21 protein-coding genes are annotated in these 15,248 nt (G+C 46.6%); 1 reads left to right on the forward strand and 20 read right to left on the reverse strand.

From position 1 onward, the window contains the following. The 20 genes from JUE30_RS10230 to JUE30_RS10325 all read right to left on the reverse strand — a co-directional run. On the reverse strand, positions 1-454 hold a 454-nt coding region (locus tag JUE30_RS10230; RefSeq protein ID WP_203624760.1), incomplete at its 3' end, for a distal tail protein Dit. Between the two features lie 11 nt (positions 455-465). Continuing rightward, positions 466-3,657, reverse strand: coding sequence for a tape measure protein (locus tag JUE30_RS10235; RefSeq protein ID WP_203624761.1), 3,192 nt, complete (start codon positions 3,655-3,657; stop codon positions 466-468). 61 nt (positions 3,658-3,718) lie between these two features. Next, positions 3,719-3,910, reverse strand: a complete 192-nt coding sequence (locus tag JUE30_RS10240) for a hypothetical protein (protein WP_239061407.1) — start codon at positions 3,908-3,910, stop codon at positions 3,719-3,721. Positions 3,911-3,914: 4 nt separating this feature from the next. Beyond that, the gene (locus JUE30_RS10245; RefSeq protein WP_203624762.1) at positions 3,915-4,286 is read right to left on the reverse strand and encodes a phage tail tube assembly chaperone; all 372 of its coding nucleotides are present in this window, start codon (positions 4,284-4,286) and stop codon (positions 3,915-3,917) included. Between the two features lie 149 nt (positions 4,287-4,435). Further along, a complete protein-coding gene (locus tag JUE30_RS10250) occupies positions 4,436-5,053 on the reverse strand; it encodes a phage tail protein (RefSeq protein WP_203624763.1) in 618 nt (205 codons plus the stop codon). Further along, complete coding sequence (locus tag JUE30_RS10255; protein WP_203624764.1) at positions 5,054-5,434, reverse strand: DUF806 family protein; 381 nt, start codon at positions 5,432-5,434, stop codon at positions 5,054-5,056. Beyond that, positions 5,434-5,847 carry an HK97-gp10 family putative phage morphogenesis protein gene (locus JUE30_RS10260; protein ID WP_203624765.1) on the reverse strand — a complete coding sequence of 138 codons (414 nt, stop codon included), beginning with the start codon at positions 5,845-5,847 and terminating at the stop codon, positions 5,434-5,436. The genes JUE30_RS10255 and JUE30_RS10260 overlap by 1 nt, the downstream gene beginning before the upstream one ends. Before the next feature lie 2 nt (positions 5,848-5,849). Next, complete coding sequence (locus JUE30_RS10265; protein WP_203624766.1) at positions 5,850-6,194, reverse strand: phage head closure protein; 345 nt, start codon at positions 6,192-6,194, stop codon at positions 5,850-5,852. Beyond that, on the reverse strand, positions 6,184-6,492 hold the full coding sequence (locus JUE30_RS10270) for a hypothetical protein (RefSeq protein WP_203624767.1): 309 nt from the start codon (positions 6,490-6,492) through the stop codon (positions 6,184-6,186). The genes JUE30_RS10265 and JUE30_RS10270 overlap by 11 nt, the downstream gene beginning before the upstream one ends. A gap of 71 nt (positions 6,493-6,563) precedes the next feature. Continuing rightward, complete coding sequence (locus tag JUE30_RS10275) at positions 6,564-7,805, reverse strand: phage major capsid protein (protein WP_203624768.1); 1,242 nt, start codon at positions 7,803-7,805, stop codon at positions 6,564-6,566. After that, positions 7,805-8,521 (reverse strand): head maturation protease, ClpP-related, encoded by a 717-nt coding sequence (locus JUE30_RS10280; protein WP_203624769.1) that lies wholly within the window; start codon positions 8,519-8,521, stop codon positions 7,805-7,807. Before JUE30_RS10280 ends, JUE30_RS10275 begins: the two co-directional genes overlap by 1 nt. Further along, on the reverse strand, positions 8,499-9,686 hold the full coding sequence (locus JUE30_RS10285; protein WP_203624770.1) for a phage portal protein: 1,188 nt from the start codon (positions 9,684-9,686) through the stop codon (positions 8,499-8,501). The genes JUE30_RS10280 and JUE30_RS10285 overlap by 23 nt, the downstream gene beginning before the upstream one ends. Beyond that, entirely contained in the window at positions 9,686-9,898 is a 213-nt protein-coding gene (locus JUE30_RS10290; RefSeq protein ID WP_239061408.1) for a hypothetical protein, read from the reverse strand. Before JUE30_RS10290 ends, JUE30_RS10285 begins: the two co-directional genes overlap by 1 nt. Next, positions 9,882-11,774, reverse strand: coding sequence for a terminase large subunit (locus tag JUE30_RS10295; RefSeq protein ID WP_203624772.1), 1,893 nt, complete (start codon positions 11,772-11,774; stop codon positions 9,882-9,884). The genes JUE30_RS10290 and JUE30_RS10295 overlap by 17 nt, the downstream gene beginning before the upstream one ends. Continuing rightward, positions 11,771-12,244, reverse strand: coding sequence for a phage terminase small subunit P27 family (locus tag JUE30_RS10300; protein ID WP_203624773.1), 474 nt, complete (start codon positions 12,242-12,244; stop codon positions 11,771-11,773). Before JUE30_RS10300 ends, JUE30_RS10295 begins: the two co-directional genes overlap by 4 nt. 134 nt (positions 12,245-12,378) lie before the next feature. Further along, positions 12,379-12,867, reverse strand: coding sequence for an HNH endonuclease (locus JUE30_RS10305; protein ID WP_203624774.1), 489 nt, complete (start codon positions 12,865-12,867; stop codon positions 12,379-12,381). A gap of 4 nt (positions 12,868-12,871) precedes the next feature. Next, positions 12,872-13,078: a hypothetical protein gene (locus JUE30_RS10310; RefSeq protein WP_203624775.1), complete on the reverse strand. Its 207-nt coding sequence runs from the start codon at positions 13,076-13,078 to the stop codon at positions 12,872-12,874. Between the two features lie 5 nt (positions 13,079-13,083). Next, positions 13,084-13,248 (reverse strand): hypothetical protein, encoded by a 165-nt coding sequence (locus tag JUE30_RS10315; protein ID WP_203624776.1) that lies wholly within the window; start codon positions 13,246-13,248, stop codon positions 13,084-13,086. Position 13,249: 1 nt separating this feature from the next. Then, the gene (locus JUE30_RS10320; RefSeq protein ID WP_203624777.1) at positions 13,250-13,576 is read right to left on the reverse strand and encodes a ribonucleoside-diphosphate reductase; all 327 of its coding nucleotides are present in this window, start codon (positions 13,574-13,576) and stop codon (positions 13,250-13,252) included. After that, positions 13,569-14,702 (reverse strand): hypothetical protein, encoded by a 1,134-nt coding sequence (locus JUE30_RS10325; protein ID WP_203624778.1) that lies wholly within the window; start codon positions 14,700-14,702, stop codon positions 13,569-13,571. The genes JUE30_RS10320 and JUE30_RS10325 overlap by 8 nt, the downstream gene beginning before the upstream one ends. An 83-nt stretch (positions 14,703-14,785) precedes the next feature. On the opposite strand from JUE30_RS10325, the gene JUE30_RS10330 reads away from it, so the two are divergent. Next, positions 14,786-14,995, forward strand: coding sequence for a CsbD family protein (locus JUE30_RS10330; RefSeq protein WP_203624779.1), 210 nt, complete (start codon positions 14,786-14,788; stop codon positions 14,993-14,995). Positions 14,996-15,248 lie beyond the last annotated feature (253 nt).

A 15,248-nucleotide genomic window follows, 5' to 3' on the forward strand; every position in this document is an offset into this window, starting at 1 on the left:
CAGTTGGTGCCGTACCGACGTTATTCACAGTAATGTCAGTGCCAGACTGACCAGATACCGTTTTGAGAGACAGCGAGTGTGCGATGCCGTCGGGAACAATGAATGTAAGACTAATGGTGCCTGACCGCCAATCCTCAGCAATAGTTGGCTGTCCATCATAAATCGCAAGATAGTACACACCAATGTCATCACCAACGATTAGTTGCTTCGGTTCGTCAACGTCAAGTGCAGCCCCGAGGTCACGTCTCAAGTTAGCCAAGTTGGCATTTGTAACGATGCCGGTAACCACAATCGTCTTCGTATCACGACTCATGTATTGCCAGATCTGGCCATCTGTTCGTCCTACCTTGGTCATCGAATTGACATGGCTAGTGCCAATGTTTCTCTGGACGTCGGTCACGTCAAACCATTGGCTTAACTCAACGCCGTTATAATTAAGACTTATTCCAGCCATTTAAACTCCCCCTATAAATTCTCCCAAACTGTGTGAATGCCATTCTGACGCTTGTTATAGCTATCAATTTTTGGTGCCACAGTCGGGTAGAACTGGTCGTCACCAATCTGTAATCTGAACGATAGCTTGGTCATCAGCACACCTAAAGCGTTAATGGCAGCGATAAGGTCGCTGTTATCACTCGCTGGTGCTACCTGCGTCTGCGCCGAGGATTGACTGGCGTTAATCTGCTGTACCGCCTGTCCCAGCAGTTGCCATGCGCGACTAGCCTTGCTGGCAGAAAGTGGCACAACCATTTCAGGTCCCGCCTCACCACCGATTGCCATACGGTTACCATTCATGCCTAGAAGCGTTGGCGTGTTGATCAAACCGCCATTGGCGTACCAATTTACAGAAAGGTGCGGTATCTTGCCCTTCAGCGGGTTAAAGCTGCCGCTTAGGCTGAAATGTGGTAGCTTGAAATGTGGCAGAGATAACCTAAAGTTGAACATAGATTTAATTCCGCTAATTATCCCAGCCAATAATGACTTGGCCGTTCTTACTGGGTGGACAATAGCGTTACCTATCGACCCAAAGATGCGACCAACGACTCCGCCTAGACCGCTCCAGCCACCCTTAACGTGACTTGATACCCAGTCAACGGCACCACCAACGGTTGATTTGATACTGGACCATGTGCTGCTGGTTTTGGACTTAACGGCTGTCCATGCGTCAGAAATATGTGACTTAACACTGCTCATGCCACTCTTTGACTTAGACTGGATACTGCTTAAGCCATCACTGACGTGCTTCTTAACGTCTGACCATGTGCTGCTAGTTTTGTCCCCAACGTTGCCCCAAAATGTATCCCATGACTTTTTAAACTTCTTGTTGGCCGCGGCTTGTTGCTTTTCCATTTGAGCATTCGACTTGTCATTTTGTGTTTGAATGCCTTTCCACCACTTGGCAATGCCGGTGGCGCCCTTGTGAGCATCAAAGCCCAGCTTGCCTAGCCAGTCCTTAGGCTTAGCCTTAGCGTTCCAACCGTCCGTGAACTTCTTGGTTGCCGTGCCTGCCCATCCGCCGACCACTTTACCGATCGAGGCACCAACGGCCGCTCCCAACGGTCCGCCGAAGAAGAAACCAATGCCACCACCTATTGCAGTACCTGCGGTTTCACCCACAGCTTTGAACTTCTGACCGACTGTGCCGCTCTTTCCGAATGCCTTAGTTAAATCCTTGATATCACTGATTGCATCATACGCGATCGTGACTACCGCGGTTGCCGTGCCCAACTTTGACCCTGATAACTTCTTTAGATTATTTGCAATGGACTGACCAAGCTTTGACTCGCCAAGTGCCTTTAACCCGCTGTAAACATGGCCAACTGCACCGGCAAATTCAAACACCTTTTTGGTCACCCACAGTGCGGCCAGTACTTTCACTGTCCCCTTGATGCCGTCCTTGTTCTTAGCAATCTTATCGAGAATGTCATGAACAGTGCCCAGCGGGTCCTTCATCGTTTTAGCGTTCTTGCCGCCAACACCTAGCCAGCCTGCAATGTCTTTGATCGTCGTCTTGGCGATTGACCAGACTTCAGCACCGGCAATTTTGGCAATGTCCCACAGGTCGCTGGCGATCCCAGTTACGTCTTTTTTGTGGGCGGAAATGTAGTCTAGGCCTTTTTTAGCCATGTTCGCAATGTACGACAGACCCTTACCAAGGCTAGTAGCCGCATTTTGTACGACTGGGCTAGTAAGCAGAGATGATAGTGATGCCATGCCAGTATTTTTTACGTTCAGAAGTGGCGTCGTCATCTTCTTCTTTAGTTGGTCCCAGCCGGCCGCCAGCTGTGCTTTTGCTCCCTCTGCGGTCTTGCCAAACTCTTTATATACATCTCCTGAGTTTTTGCCTGCTTTAGAGACAAGATTAAGGAAGTCAGTGCTTGAAACCTTGCCACTAGCAACCATTTTAGCAAAAGCATCTTGTGATACACCGGCTGCCTTAGCAAGCTGTGCACCCAGTGCGGGTGCTTGCTTTTCCATTCGTGCCAAAGCAGTAGAAGTTAGAGAACCGCTAGCGACCACTCTAGTCATTGACTTTGAGAGAGCTGATATTTGGTCTCCAGACATTCTAGACGCAGTGCCGATCGCGGTAACCCCGGCAGTGATATTCTCCGTCATCTGAGTATTGCCATGAGTCATTGTATCAATTGTCTTCTGCATGCCACCAATAGTCGCAATGGTTAAACCAGACTTAGTATTAAGATCGCTAACCTGACTGCCTAATGACTTAACGTCACTAGCAGACTTGCCCATTGCTGACCATGCAGCAGCGGACTTTTCGCCCGCTTCGGCGAGGTCTAACCCGCTGGAAATTGTTGACTTGATACTGCTAGTGAGCGTGCTAAAGCCATTGCTGATCGCGTTGGTGACTAGACCACCAGCCACAATCTTCTTAAATAGGCTTGGTGTCTTTTCGGCTTGTTTGTTAGTGCCTTCGATTGCAGTCTTGATCCTGCTGAATACAGACGGGTTAGCCTTCTTCATCTCGCCGTCAAGCTCGGACATGGACGTCTTTGTCTTAGCCAAAGCAGTAGCAGTTTCATCAACACGTACCTTTTGCGTACGCCATGCCGCGCTATCCTTGCCGGACTCACTCGCGACCCGTGCAAGTTCTTTCTCCTGCGCTTCCAACTGCTTATTTAGGTTACTAATGCTGTCCTTGTAACCCGTCATCTGCGCTTTGTTGGCTTCTTGCTGCTTACCTTCAGCCTTCAGCCGCTCAACATAGCTGTTAGAGACCGTAGTAATTTGCTTGTACTCAGTTTGTAAGCCGGCAAGCCCTGACTTCTGGTATTCAAGGGAAGACTTCGCCCGAGTCTGTTGTGCCTCCAACGACTTCAACTGTGTGGTGGCACTGTCAATGTCCTTCTGGTACTTGAGATAGGACGCCGCGCCATCTTTAGTCGTGACGTCTAGACCCTTTTGCTTGTCCCGCAGGCTTTCAATCTTGCTTTCTTGCGCCTTGATGCTATCGCCCAAACCCTTGTAGCGCGTCTCTGCTGCTTTCAGGTACTCGCCGGTAGACTTTAGCGCGGCTTCCTGAGACTTCCACGCATTTTTGGTTGAACTGATAACAGCATTTAAGCTCTTGAGTGACGTTTCGGCTCTGATCGTGTTCAGGGCAACCTCTGTGCCCATTTCAGCCTGAACTTTTTGCATGCTCACACTTCCTTTTATCAAAAAAGGGATAGGAGGCTAGGTAAGCCAACTATCCCATGTGTTACATCAAACCAAGGCCCCTGAGCATTTGTTCGGGGTCTACTTCGCGATCCTTGGGCTTTTTCGCTGTTTGAAGCTCCATTAAATCGTAGAAGTCAGTATCAAGCCACTGCTCAGGCGTCCAATGCAAGTACACCAGCGTGTCTTGCCCCGACAGCTTCAAATCTTCCAGCTTGTTTTTCAGCTCAAACACCGTTTTACGCTTGTTCGGCTTCGCTTTTGTCGTCCGCCTGTGATGCCTCTTTGGTCAACTTGGCAATATCTTCATCACTTAAACCCTGAACGCGTAAAATAACGTTTTTAGCAATTTCAACGGTCTCACCAAACTCTAATTCGTCTAGCTTTTCTTGTTCTTTTTGGTTTAACTTTAGCGTGTCCGTGATGTAATTCATCACGTCATCAATCAGCTTCTGCTGTTGCTTAAGCTGTTCCACCGGCGTTAGGTCCGCGTCTTCAACGTCATCAATCTCTGCCATCATTAGCTGTAAAGATAACGTGGCCTTCATGACCCTGTTGGTCACCTTGACGATATGCTCGCGATTGCTTAGCTTAGCTTCTTTAATTTTCATTTCACATTCTCCTTAAAAGATTAACGCCGACAGCACGGCTTGCACGTGCTTGCCGCTAGTGCCGGCTCACGCGTCCTCATTGCATGGAAACGTATGATTATCTATCTTTGTGTTCTAACTAGCGTCATAATCACGTGTGAGAGCACGGCTTAATTGCCAGTACCCGTACCCGTACCAGTACCCGCTACGTAACCACCCATGACATCCTTCAGCATTGCCGCTTCATCAAATGACGTGTCTTTGCTGTAGTAAATCTTGAAGGGCTTATGACCGAAAGCAATTGTGTCGAGCGCGCTGATGGTCAGTGTATCATCAATAATCTGCTTGTTGTCGTCGTTGGTTTGAATGTTGGCTTCTGATTCAACGGCTGTACAATTCCCAAACCCGAAGTAAACACTGCCGCCTGACAGGCTACCCGATTCAATCAGAACCGCAATATGAGCAGGTTCATCGGCTGGAGTCCAGCCGCCCTTATTATCAGGCACAAAACCCTTAATCTTTTGTTTAGTGTCAAAATCTAGGTTGAGCCCGTCCCAAGCAATCTGCGGAGCCGCTGCCCCATAGGTCACCATTTGGGCTACGTTGTTCCCATATTTTTTTGCGCTCGAACCAACCAGACCAGTGATGTTAGCCGTTTTACTCCCCATATCCTTGGTGTCAACCTTATACAGCCCATCTGTGCTAAGCCCGTCTTCACCTTTTAGAATCTGCTGGGTGATTGGGTCAATCAGCGCAAACGACACCATGTTTAAACCTACTAATGCCATTTAATTACCTCCAATATTCTTTTCACGTGAAAAATAAAATGTGTTCATCAGTTGTTGTGTGTCAGGATCTAACGTTCGCTGGCGTACTGCCGCTACTTGCCAACCCGCGTGAACAAACGCCTTCATTAGCGCTACTTCAAATGTCTCTGGGTCGCCGCCGAATTCCTGCGAGTACCAGACTTGTACCTCAACCTCTTGGTAGAGCCTCCAAAAATCGCCATTGCCATACCCAGAAGGATCATTGGCAGCATCAGTCACCAACACCACCGTCTTGTCTAGGCTGTCGATGGCTTCCTGAGGTAAGTTGTTGCCATAAACTTCATCTATGCCAACTAAAGAAGCGGCGCTAATCAAAGCAACCGCATCATCTACTGCGCTCATTATTCGCCACCGCCTATCTTCTTGATTACCTTCTGATATTCCTCGAATTCAGCCGCAAGTACTTCATCTTTAGCATCGTCACGTGCATTGTCCACGAAATGGTCACCACGAATGTACTTTGTGCCATCATTAAGGAACCGGGCAACGAACTCTTTCTTGGTGAACCCAGCCATGGACTTGCCATTATGCCTACCGTCAACGTCACCGGTAGCACTGGCGATGTCGTCGCTCAAGTGCCCGTACTTACCGCCTGACCCCTTTGTGTTCGGATGCTTTGCAACCGTTGCTTGGTGTAGCTTATCCGCCAGAACGTCGGCTCCGGCTTTGGTTATCTTTTCTTGTTGCTTGCTAGTCAACTTAGCCGCTTGGGTAACCTGCTTTTGCCATTGACCCAGTGCTTCGTTCAAGTCCATGGTTACGCCCCCTTAGTCGTTTTGACTAAGGTCAGGTAATCATAGCGGAGAGCATCGTTTGAATCATCCGGGCTAATGTCTGAAATGTCATACACAACACCATCAAGGCGTGCCTGTTTCTGATTAATGTTTCTAGCATCATGACGGACTATGATGGTGATTGAATTATCCAAACGTGTTCCCACAAGCGTGTACTGCTGTGTGAGCGTCCGTTTCTGCTGCTTGAAATGCAGGCTATAAGCCGGAACAAAGCTGGTGACATTAATGCCGGCACCAGTCTTGTGTGATTGTGGAGAGCCTAGATCAACAGTTCGGCTAAAGTCACTTGGCTTAAAATTAATTGCCATTGTTGTCACCACTATCCGAATTTGAAGGCTGATTGGCCTGCAAATGTAAGAGCATCATTAAAACTCCTTGGGACAATCCGTTTTCCAAGGCACGGTCGTAATACTGCTGTGTAACCATTGTCTTAATGGCAAGTTTTGCAATCGGATCGGATTCATTAAGAACTCCCACAGAACTTGTTACTACCCCCGTAGCACCAGCAACCAAATTTGTAATGGTTGTCTTTTCGGCATCATCAAGATTAAGTTCTGCCATTAGGTCAGCAACAATATCAGGTTGAAAGCTGTCATTATCAGCCATTACTTCATCTCCTTCATTAGCCGCCTGCCAGTTGATCAGCAAACTGTTTATTTCATAGGCGACCACTTAGATTATTTGCTTGCGCTAGCTGCTGGGAAGTTTGCTTGCTGGTCAGCAATTGCGGAGAACGATCCAGCCACAAAGGCATCAGCATCAGTTGCTTGTACATCAAAGCGGTCGATGACACGTAGCTTAGTCTGATCATGCTCAAACGCTCCAGCACCGATATTGGTAACAACCAAGCTCATCTGTTGACGGTCAAACAGTGTGGCAGCCTGAGAAAGATCGCCATAATATAATGGATAAACTGGTGCAGCAGCGGTGCCTGCGCTTGGCAGCCAACGATCAGAGATGACAACCACCTGATGACCGCGAATGCTGTAAGGCATGTCAGGAACAACGTTGGCCTGAATAAGATACTGGCCCATGGCGTCCTTAACCTTTGCCAACTGTGCAAACCCGCTAACATTGGTCATCAAAACTGATGTGGACTGGATAGCCGGATCAACAGATGTGTAGATCATATCCAAGATGTCGTCAAACTTAGTAATTGTTGGCTTCTTAGGAGCGTTGTTCATTGCTGAAATGATGACGCCGTTGCGCGTTACAACATCCTTACGGGAAACAAATTGTTCAATCCACGCTTGAATATTTTGATCGCTGTCATTAAGCAAAGTATTCGGCATTGTAGAAATACCGGCATACCGATGAATGGTGTATTTGATTTGTTTCAACTTTGGATCATCGTTGTCACCAATAAGTGCATTCTCATCATCAAGATTTGCCAGTGGTGTGATTGTTTCAAAAGGCTCATACACACGTGAACCGGTAGGGGTAGAAACATTCTCAACCTGAACGTATTGTTCGAGAGACGCGTATTGCCGTTTTAGTTGATTGATGTTGGTCTGAATATCAGGCGGGATCGTCAACCCCGCATTGGACGTATCACCGTCAGTATTGCCGGAAGTTACCAAATCCGTAATCCGCTTCTTACCCGTAGCCAAATCCACAAAATTGTGGACAAAGTCTTGGGCATTAGACGTCTTATGGATGATGTTTACTTTTTTGCCGGTAATGTCAGTTGGCTTTTCCGCCTCCGCTTCAGCTTTAGCATCATCCAGCGCTGACTTTGCGAAATCTCGAGCGGTTTTAGCAGCCTTCAAATCATCCGTTACTTTCTTAACGTCATCTTCTGTATAAGAAGACGGATCAGATGCCAAGGCAACCGCCATCTTTTGTGACTTGTCTTGCAAATCAGTTACCTTTTGTCCCGCTGAAATCCATGCGGTGTTTAAATCGTTTACATTAGCCATTATTTGGCCTCCTTATTTTTAATGCCCAACAGCAAAGCCAGCTTAGGATTAATGGTTTTCTTCCCATCATCCTTAGGCTGGCTTTCAGTTGGCTTATTTTGCTGACTGTTTGCTTTTGCCATTAATGATTTAACACGGTGAATCATGTCAGCTGTTAGTGGCAAAACGCTGTTTGTAACTGCCGGTGCTGTATCAAACATAATGTCATCGGCGAATCCTTTTTCAACAGCCTCTTTGGCATTGATCCATGTCTCGTTAACCATCATGTTGTACACATCGCTTGGACTCATACCGGTTTTTGCTACATAAACATCAACCAATGATTGGTCAATACTGTCTAACGATTGGCCTGCTGAATTTAATGCATCAACATTGCCGTTTGCTGACGTTGATGCTCTGTGAATCATCAGTTGAGCTGTTGGTGCCATCTCGACTTTATCTCCAGCCAAGGCAACTACTGATGCTGCAGATGCTGCAAGGCCAACAATATTGGTAATGATGCTACCTGAGTAATTCTTGATGGCTGTTGCCATCTCACTGCCAGCAAACACATCACCGCCTGGGCTATTAATCTCCAAAACAACGTCCTGCCCGTTTGCCTTTGACAATGCATCAGACAAAACAGATGGGGTGACTGTCTGATAACCAAAGAATTGATAAATGTCAGCATCATCCTCGCTTGAGATAACGCCCTTAATTGGTACCGTTACTGCCATTCGTATCACCTCCTTTAAGGTTAGAATCAGCCGGATTGAACTGGGGCGTGCCGGCAGGCAATATACCACGACGCCGAAATAGGTAGTCAGATTGGTTACCGTCTATCGCACCATTTTTTACTGCACCGCCAATGGCAGCCAAATATCTGCTTCCGTCTTGGTCAATGGCTGGTTGAATATCAATATCAATGTTTGCAGAAAACTTTTCGTTGATCTCACTAACAATGGCCTGTGCATATCGGTTAAGGCTATTAGCATACATGCCCTCAATCATCGATAAGGATGACTGCTGGTCACCCTGACCATTCAAGTAGCTGTCAGGAATGTTATAAACTTTCGCAATCTGCTTGCTTGTCCAGTCTGTCGATGAGAGCAGCTTAGAGACGTCCGAGTTTAGTTCCAGCGGAGCATATGTTGTCAGCTCATCAAGCACAACTGGACCCTTATTTGAAGTTGCTTGAGTCATGAATCCTGTCGACAACGCCTGCTTTTCTTTGAGGCTTAACGCCGACCCATTCTTTGCGGTCAACGTTCCGTTAGAAGTAATAGCCTTTGACAGTGCCGATATTGTCAACCCATTGGCACTGTTTTTGATGTTCAGTTCGTTTTGCAGAGCTAACAGCGGCGAGCGGCCAACTTCTCCACCATTCCCAATGCCGAGCAGTCTAAGATGAATCATGTCTGACTGTGGAACATTGTTCATAACAGAGATGCTTGGCTCATCAAAAGAAATATTGTAAGTGAGCCCAGTGCCATCGCTCAAAAGAAATACAGATACCTGAGACGGTCGCAAATATTCAAGACGAACGGGCTGACCGGTAAGCTGGTTGCGCCAAATATACGCATAGGCGTTCCCATCAAGTAGCAGTTGTGCTGCCATTGACTGCCAAAATGCTTGCCGATTAGTGGTTGCTGACGGATGATCAAGAACCGTCTGAGTTCTCGGTTGGCCAGCTTCAATACGGCAAGTTGCCAAGTCAGCAGACAATTGATAGATCGTTGCATAAAGGTCTGAGTTTAGTAATGCTTTACGCGCTGGAATATAGCTTGTAGGGTCAATTGCCAACCCGCCCAAATTATCAGCGATAGCTGACTCAAGTACGCTCTGATATTGCGGTGCAGCACGATTAGTTGCTTTGTTATTTAGAAATCCAAAAAGCACCATCAGTCACCTCCTTTCTTGGCCTTGCTGATCACGAGCGCTGTTGCTACCAATAACATTCCCAAAATTACTTGTCCGACTAATGGACTGACTGAGAATGCGGCATACACTAGAACGCCAAATCCACATAAAAAAAGAACCGTCTCAATATTTGCAAAGAGAAACAGTCCTGCCACTTTCAAAGCTTTACTAAATTGTTCAACCAACGGGATCACCTCCAAACCCAAACTGGCCGTCTTCGATCATTTTTTTGAACTTCTTGGGCGTCATCAGTTCAACTTCTTTGGTGCGGTCATTCGCTATTCCGTAGTCTTCAAAGTGATACATGCCTTGATAAAGAGCGTCAATTAAGGCATCAACCACATCGATTTTCAACGTTGCTTTGGCCTTATCGACTTGAATCCCGACCTTATCTTCATAGATTTGAGCATTAAGCAATGCTTTTTCCATGATTTTGTCGTCTAATCTAGTGATTGATTTCTCAATAAACATCGTTTGTAAAAACTTAGTCGGGTCTTTCAGCTCGCCGGTTCGTTGCTTGACCGGCAAAAGATTCCAGCCAGAATTAAGCTCTAACTGCTTAACCATGCGTGTAGCACCCATTGCATCGTAGCCAAAGCACATGACGTTTAACCGGTGCTTCTCAACAAAATCAATCAGCCATGTATACACCTGATCATCATTGATGATGCCTTGTGGATGGCTAGTGATTGTGCAATAGCCTTCTTTTGCCAACTCTCGATAGGCAATGCCGTCTTGCTTTTCCTTGGCTTCAATTGATCCAGCCTTTTGCCAAGGAATAAACGAATGTTGAGCGATGTACCAGTGTTTTCCATCGCTATCCTCATAAGGAAAAACAAAAGCAAGCGCAGTGTTATCGCTGAACATCGAATAGTCAAATCCGATATAAACATCACGACCATCAATTTCAAAGCTAGGAATGATGGCGTGTTCAACGTCTGCTAGCTTCAAGTAACTATCTGATGATTCTTGAAGCCACATATTCAGATTCTTGTTCTGAAAATCTCCAATATTGTTTGAGAGCATGTCACTATCACGTTTATCCACCAAGCCTTGCATTAACACTTCTCTTTGATCAGGCAAATCCAGTAGTGGATTACTCTTAACCCAAGTTTCGGGCTTGAACGTCTCATTGAGACTGTCTTGCGCCCAAATAAGTCCTAAGTACGTATCAGCATCTCGTTTGTAATCCTGTTCCATAGCCTGCTGTATCATTTTCTGATCTTCATGAAACGGTACTCCGGGTTTAGGATAAGCTGTTGAAATCTGGATGAACTGGCGATTCTTCACTTTGACTTGTCCAGATATGATTTTTGATATCTTATCGCGGCTTTCGACTTCTCCGATTTCGTCAAAAATGGCTGTCGTAAAATGATAGCTATCATATTGGCCCGATTCATGGCTGATTGGACGCAACACGTTATTGTTGTTACGCATAAGGATCTGGTCTGACTGAATACTATGGGTATCCAAGCCAACCTCAGCCGCAAGCGACCTAAAAGGCTCGTTAGCAATTATCTTTTTCATCATTCCTTTGATGTACCCATATATTTTCCCGGTTTGCTTGTAATTAATCGATGCTACTAAGAAATCTTGGTTAGACAATCCCAGCGATTCAACTAAATATGAGTAACACGCAATGATTGACATCATGTACGTCTTGCCTTGACCACGTGCAACACTAACAATGGCACGACTAAACCGTTTGCCACCATCTTGATTACGCCAGCCGATAAGTTGAGACAATATAAAAGCCTGCCAAGGCATAAGCTTGGTAGGCTCTCCGGTATCGACATCCGGGCAAATAGCGGCGAAGTTTAAAATGTTGCTAACCTTGTTTAAATCATAATTGAACGGGAAACTATGGTCACCTTCTAGCGAACGCTTTAGATCTTGTATGTGCCTAAATGCCGCAAGCTTAATTAGATATCCGGCTTGCTGTTCACCGCTAAGAACGCTTAATGCATAAGCTGTCCCCGGGTCCCCAAAGGTACTAATAACTTCTTCAAAACTTCCCTGCTGATAAGCCCCAAGAACATCATGGGATTGCGTTAAGTCAACTCGGTTCACCTAACATCGCCTCCTAAGAACTTCTTCATCTCGGCGACTACATCAGGCTTCTTGTCAGGTGGCTTAATCGTTGCAAGATCTGCACGGCTCTTAGGTGACAGCCCTAGTTGAATGCCAATCGCAGTCATTTGCTTAGAAGCGTCATTATATATGGCTGTGGCGGGATTGCGCTTATATCCCATGAAGTCTTTTCCAACAACGTCACCAGCACTGTTCTGAACGCTCTTATAAATCTTCTGCTGGACGCCATCTTTCTTGATAGATTCATAGGCTTCACGGTAAATCTCATAAGCGGTGCAATAGTTTTCAACCAAGTTAGCATCAATACGCTCAATAGCTGATTGTTGTTCTAAAACGGGTAGAACACGGCGCCACATTGCTTTGGCAATTCGGCCTAAGTAAGTTGGCGGTGTGGTCGGGAAACCGCCGTTGTGTTGGTCTTTATAAGCTTTCTTGACGATCTCACCCACCTCCTAACTTCGGGCTGACCCCCCCTAGGTAAAATTTTTGAAAATTTGATTTTGCCGCAAGACGACAGCTGGTGTGCGCTCCCCGACTAGAGCCGGTAAGGGGGGGCGTCCAAAAAATTTCGCGTTTGTCATTCTCACTGCTGACGGTCAATCAGTTCAACTATCCGTTTTACGTCACGCAAACGTGGCGATCCCTTGAGCACGTTGGTTTGACCGGTTCCATAGTATGTTTTCTCAAAAGCTGTCTTGGCTTGGTGGCAGGCCTTGCAGCACGTGACAAGGTTAGACGCATCACTCATGCCGTTAGCATCAGCTTCGATTGGCACCACATGATCAACGATGTTCCCTTGTGTCAACCTTCCACGTGCTTTGCAGTATTGGCATAGATAGTAATCTCGATCAAGCACCAGTTGACGAAGGTGCTTCCATTGTTGTGTTTTGTAAAACTTGTACTGTTCACGCTTGCTGACTGAACGATTGCGTGTGATGTGGTTGTACTTCCAATAATCGCGTTTCTTTTCGTCCGCTGTAGCTTCTAATGACTTGTGCTGTGCACAGTAGCGTGCCGGCCACTCCACAACGTTGTGGCATCCAAGCGCATGGCAGCGATGTACTCTTGGCATTGTGCTAGTCCTTGTACGCTGCGTATTGCGCTTGAACAATGTTCATTGCAGCTTGATGCGCAAATGGCTCGTTCTGCCCGATATCAATTAAATGATTGTAGATAACAAGATACTGGTCTGCCATACAGATAAGCGCTTGTTTTTCCTCATCGTTCATTACTAATCCCTTCATGTCAAGCAACGTCATCTTTACTAAATCGTTCCCATCCATATCAATCACTCCTCATGTAATCCGGTGACGACAACCAGCCCGATCCAGAATGCAAGCCAGATGATCCAAGCAATCAGCGGCATGAATACAAGTAACCAACTCCATGCAATCAAGCCGAACAGCTTGGCCAGCACGAAGATAAGTGTAAGCAGTAATACGAAGTAGTACATGCTAGTCAGCCTCCTTGTATTGGTTGATCTTGTCTGTCCTCATGTCGCACCATTGATCGCGCGTGCCATCTGGCTTGTACACGGTGACGACTGGCATGGACTTGTAGCCTTGCTTTCGGAAACGTGCATAGTCTCGCTCGTCAGCCATGATTGTTTGGACTGGCATGGCACGCGACAGCAGGTTGGATGTCATGCGACACTTGGCACAGTTTGGTTTTGTATAAATGATCGCGTGCATACGTTTCTCTTCCCTCGATAGTTTCTCAATGATTGATCGCTCTGTGCCGCTGACGTAGCCGTAGTCAGTTCGGATCATACGATTAGACATCGTACGTCACCCGCAATCTGCTCTCATCGTATTCAAACACCTTCCACGACTTGTGGCTCATGGTGTAGCCGTTCTTCTTCTCGTAGTTGTCTGACGGCTTGGGTGTGCCCATCTGTCTAAGAATCACACCACTATCGTCGTCGACTACCTCATGATGGAAATGGCCGTAATGTACCTCGCGCCATGTAGAATTTGCCCATATGTCTGAATGCTCTGTTGCAAATAGCATTGGCAACTTGCGCAGCGCCGTATCGCCGTGGGCCATCATAATGCCAACGTGATCAAGTCTGAACGCTTGCCGATACTCAATGGTATTGTATACACTCACTTGCGGATAGCGATCACTCAGACCATCAACGAATGCCCATTGCATGTCAAAATCATGATTTCCCCCAATTGATCGTATTGAGACGTGTGCGGCGTTTTGCAGACACGCCTGTATGATTGCGCCAATAAACTGTTTGGCCTCGCTCCACGCCTTTACGGTGTCCGCGTGGTCAAGCTGAGTGCCTTTGACCGTCTGGGTAGTCGCCATGAAGTCGGAATGAAGCAAGTCGCCACCTAACTCAATGACAACATGCTTGTAGCCTCGCCCAATAATCTCAATCAGATCGTTCAGTCTGGGACTTAACATCTCCAATGTCGTGATACCGAAGTGTAAATCAAAAAGCGGAATCACCAAGTTATGGCATCCCGCTTTGATATTAGTTACTCTGATCGGTGTGACATCTTCGTTGAGCATCGACGACAGTTCCTTGGGCTGTAGTCCGCCCTTCGGTGCCAGCCGAATCTTACTCTGATACAGGGTTGCCTCTGGCGTCTGCTTCCAATAGTTGGAAGTCGCATTTGAAATGCGCCATTGTTCTGGGTCGTATCCATGCGCCCTAAGAACGTCTTCTGGGGTGAGTTTCTGTCCCCTGACGACCTTCAGGATCGTCTCGCTAGACTGTGTGCCATCTGAATCGTACTCGTTCGTCATGGGTGGCTGAAATTCAATTCCGAGCCTGTGTGACTTCGCCTTTATAGCGTTATAGCTCAGTCCCATCTTGTCTGCTGTCTCGCGTCTTGTAAAGCCTTCGGAGGCGAGCTTGCGCATCGTTCCGATCTGTTCATCTGTCCATTGCAATCCGTTCGCCTCCAAAAATAAGTTGTTTGCAATATAACTTCAAATATAGGACAATGATGGTACACCAAAAGGAGGTAATATCTATGAGCTTAGATGGTAAAGTTGATAGCACTAAGGACAAAATCTCCGGTAAAGCCAAAGAAGTTGAAGGTAAAGTTACTGGTGATAAGGCCCGTGAAGCACAAGGTAAGGCTGAAGGCGTACTTGGCAAAGTAAAAGAAAAATTAGACGATGCCAAAGATGCCGTTAAAGATACCGTTGATGATGTAAAAGAAAAGTTCAATAAAGATTAATCTCTTGGCCGGCATTTGCCGGCTATTTGTTTGCACAAAAATAGCACCTCACCGTTTGGCGGAGTGCTCGGGTAAATAAAAAGACGCCGTGGCGTCTTGAAAGCAGTTTTTTATGGCGCTACGATATTTGGAGTTGAAAGGCATCTTGCCTCGAAACTCCTTTTTATATACCATTTTTATGTCTGAGCACACAAAGAGGACATTACACTGTCCCTTGTCTGCTCTCCGACCAAAGAAATTAGAAATGGAGTGT

It is taken from the genome of Lacticaseibacillus sp. 866-1 (genome assembly GCF_016861825.1).
GTDB lineage: Bacteria > Bacillota > Bacilli > Lactobacillales > Lactobacillaceae > Lacticaseibacillus.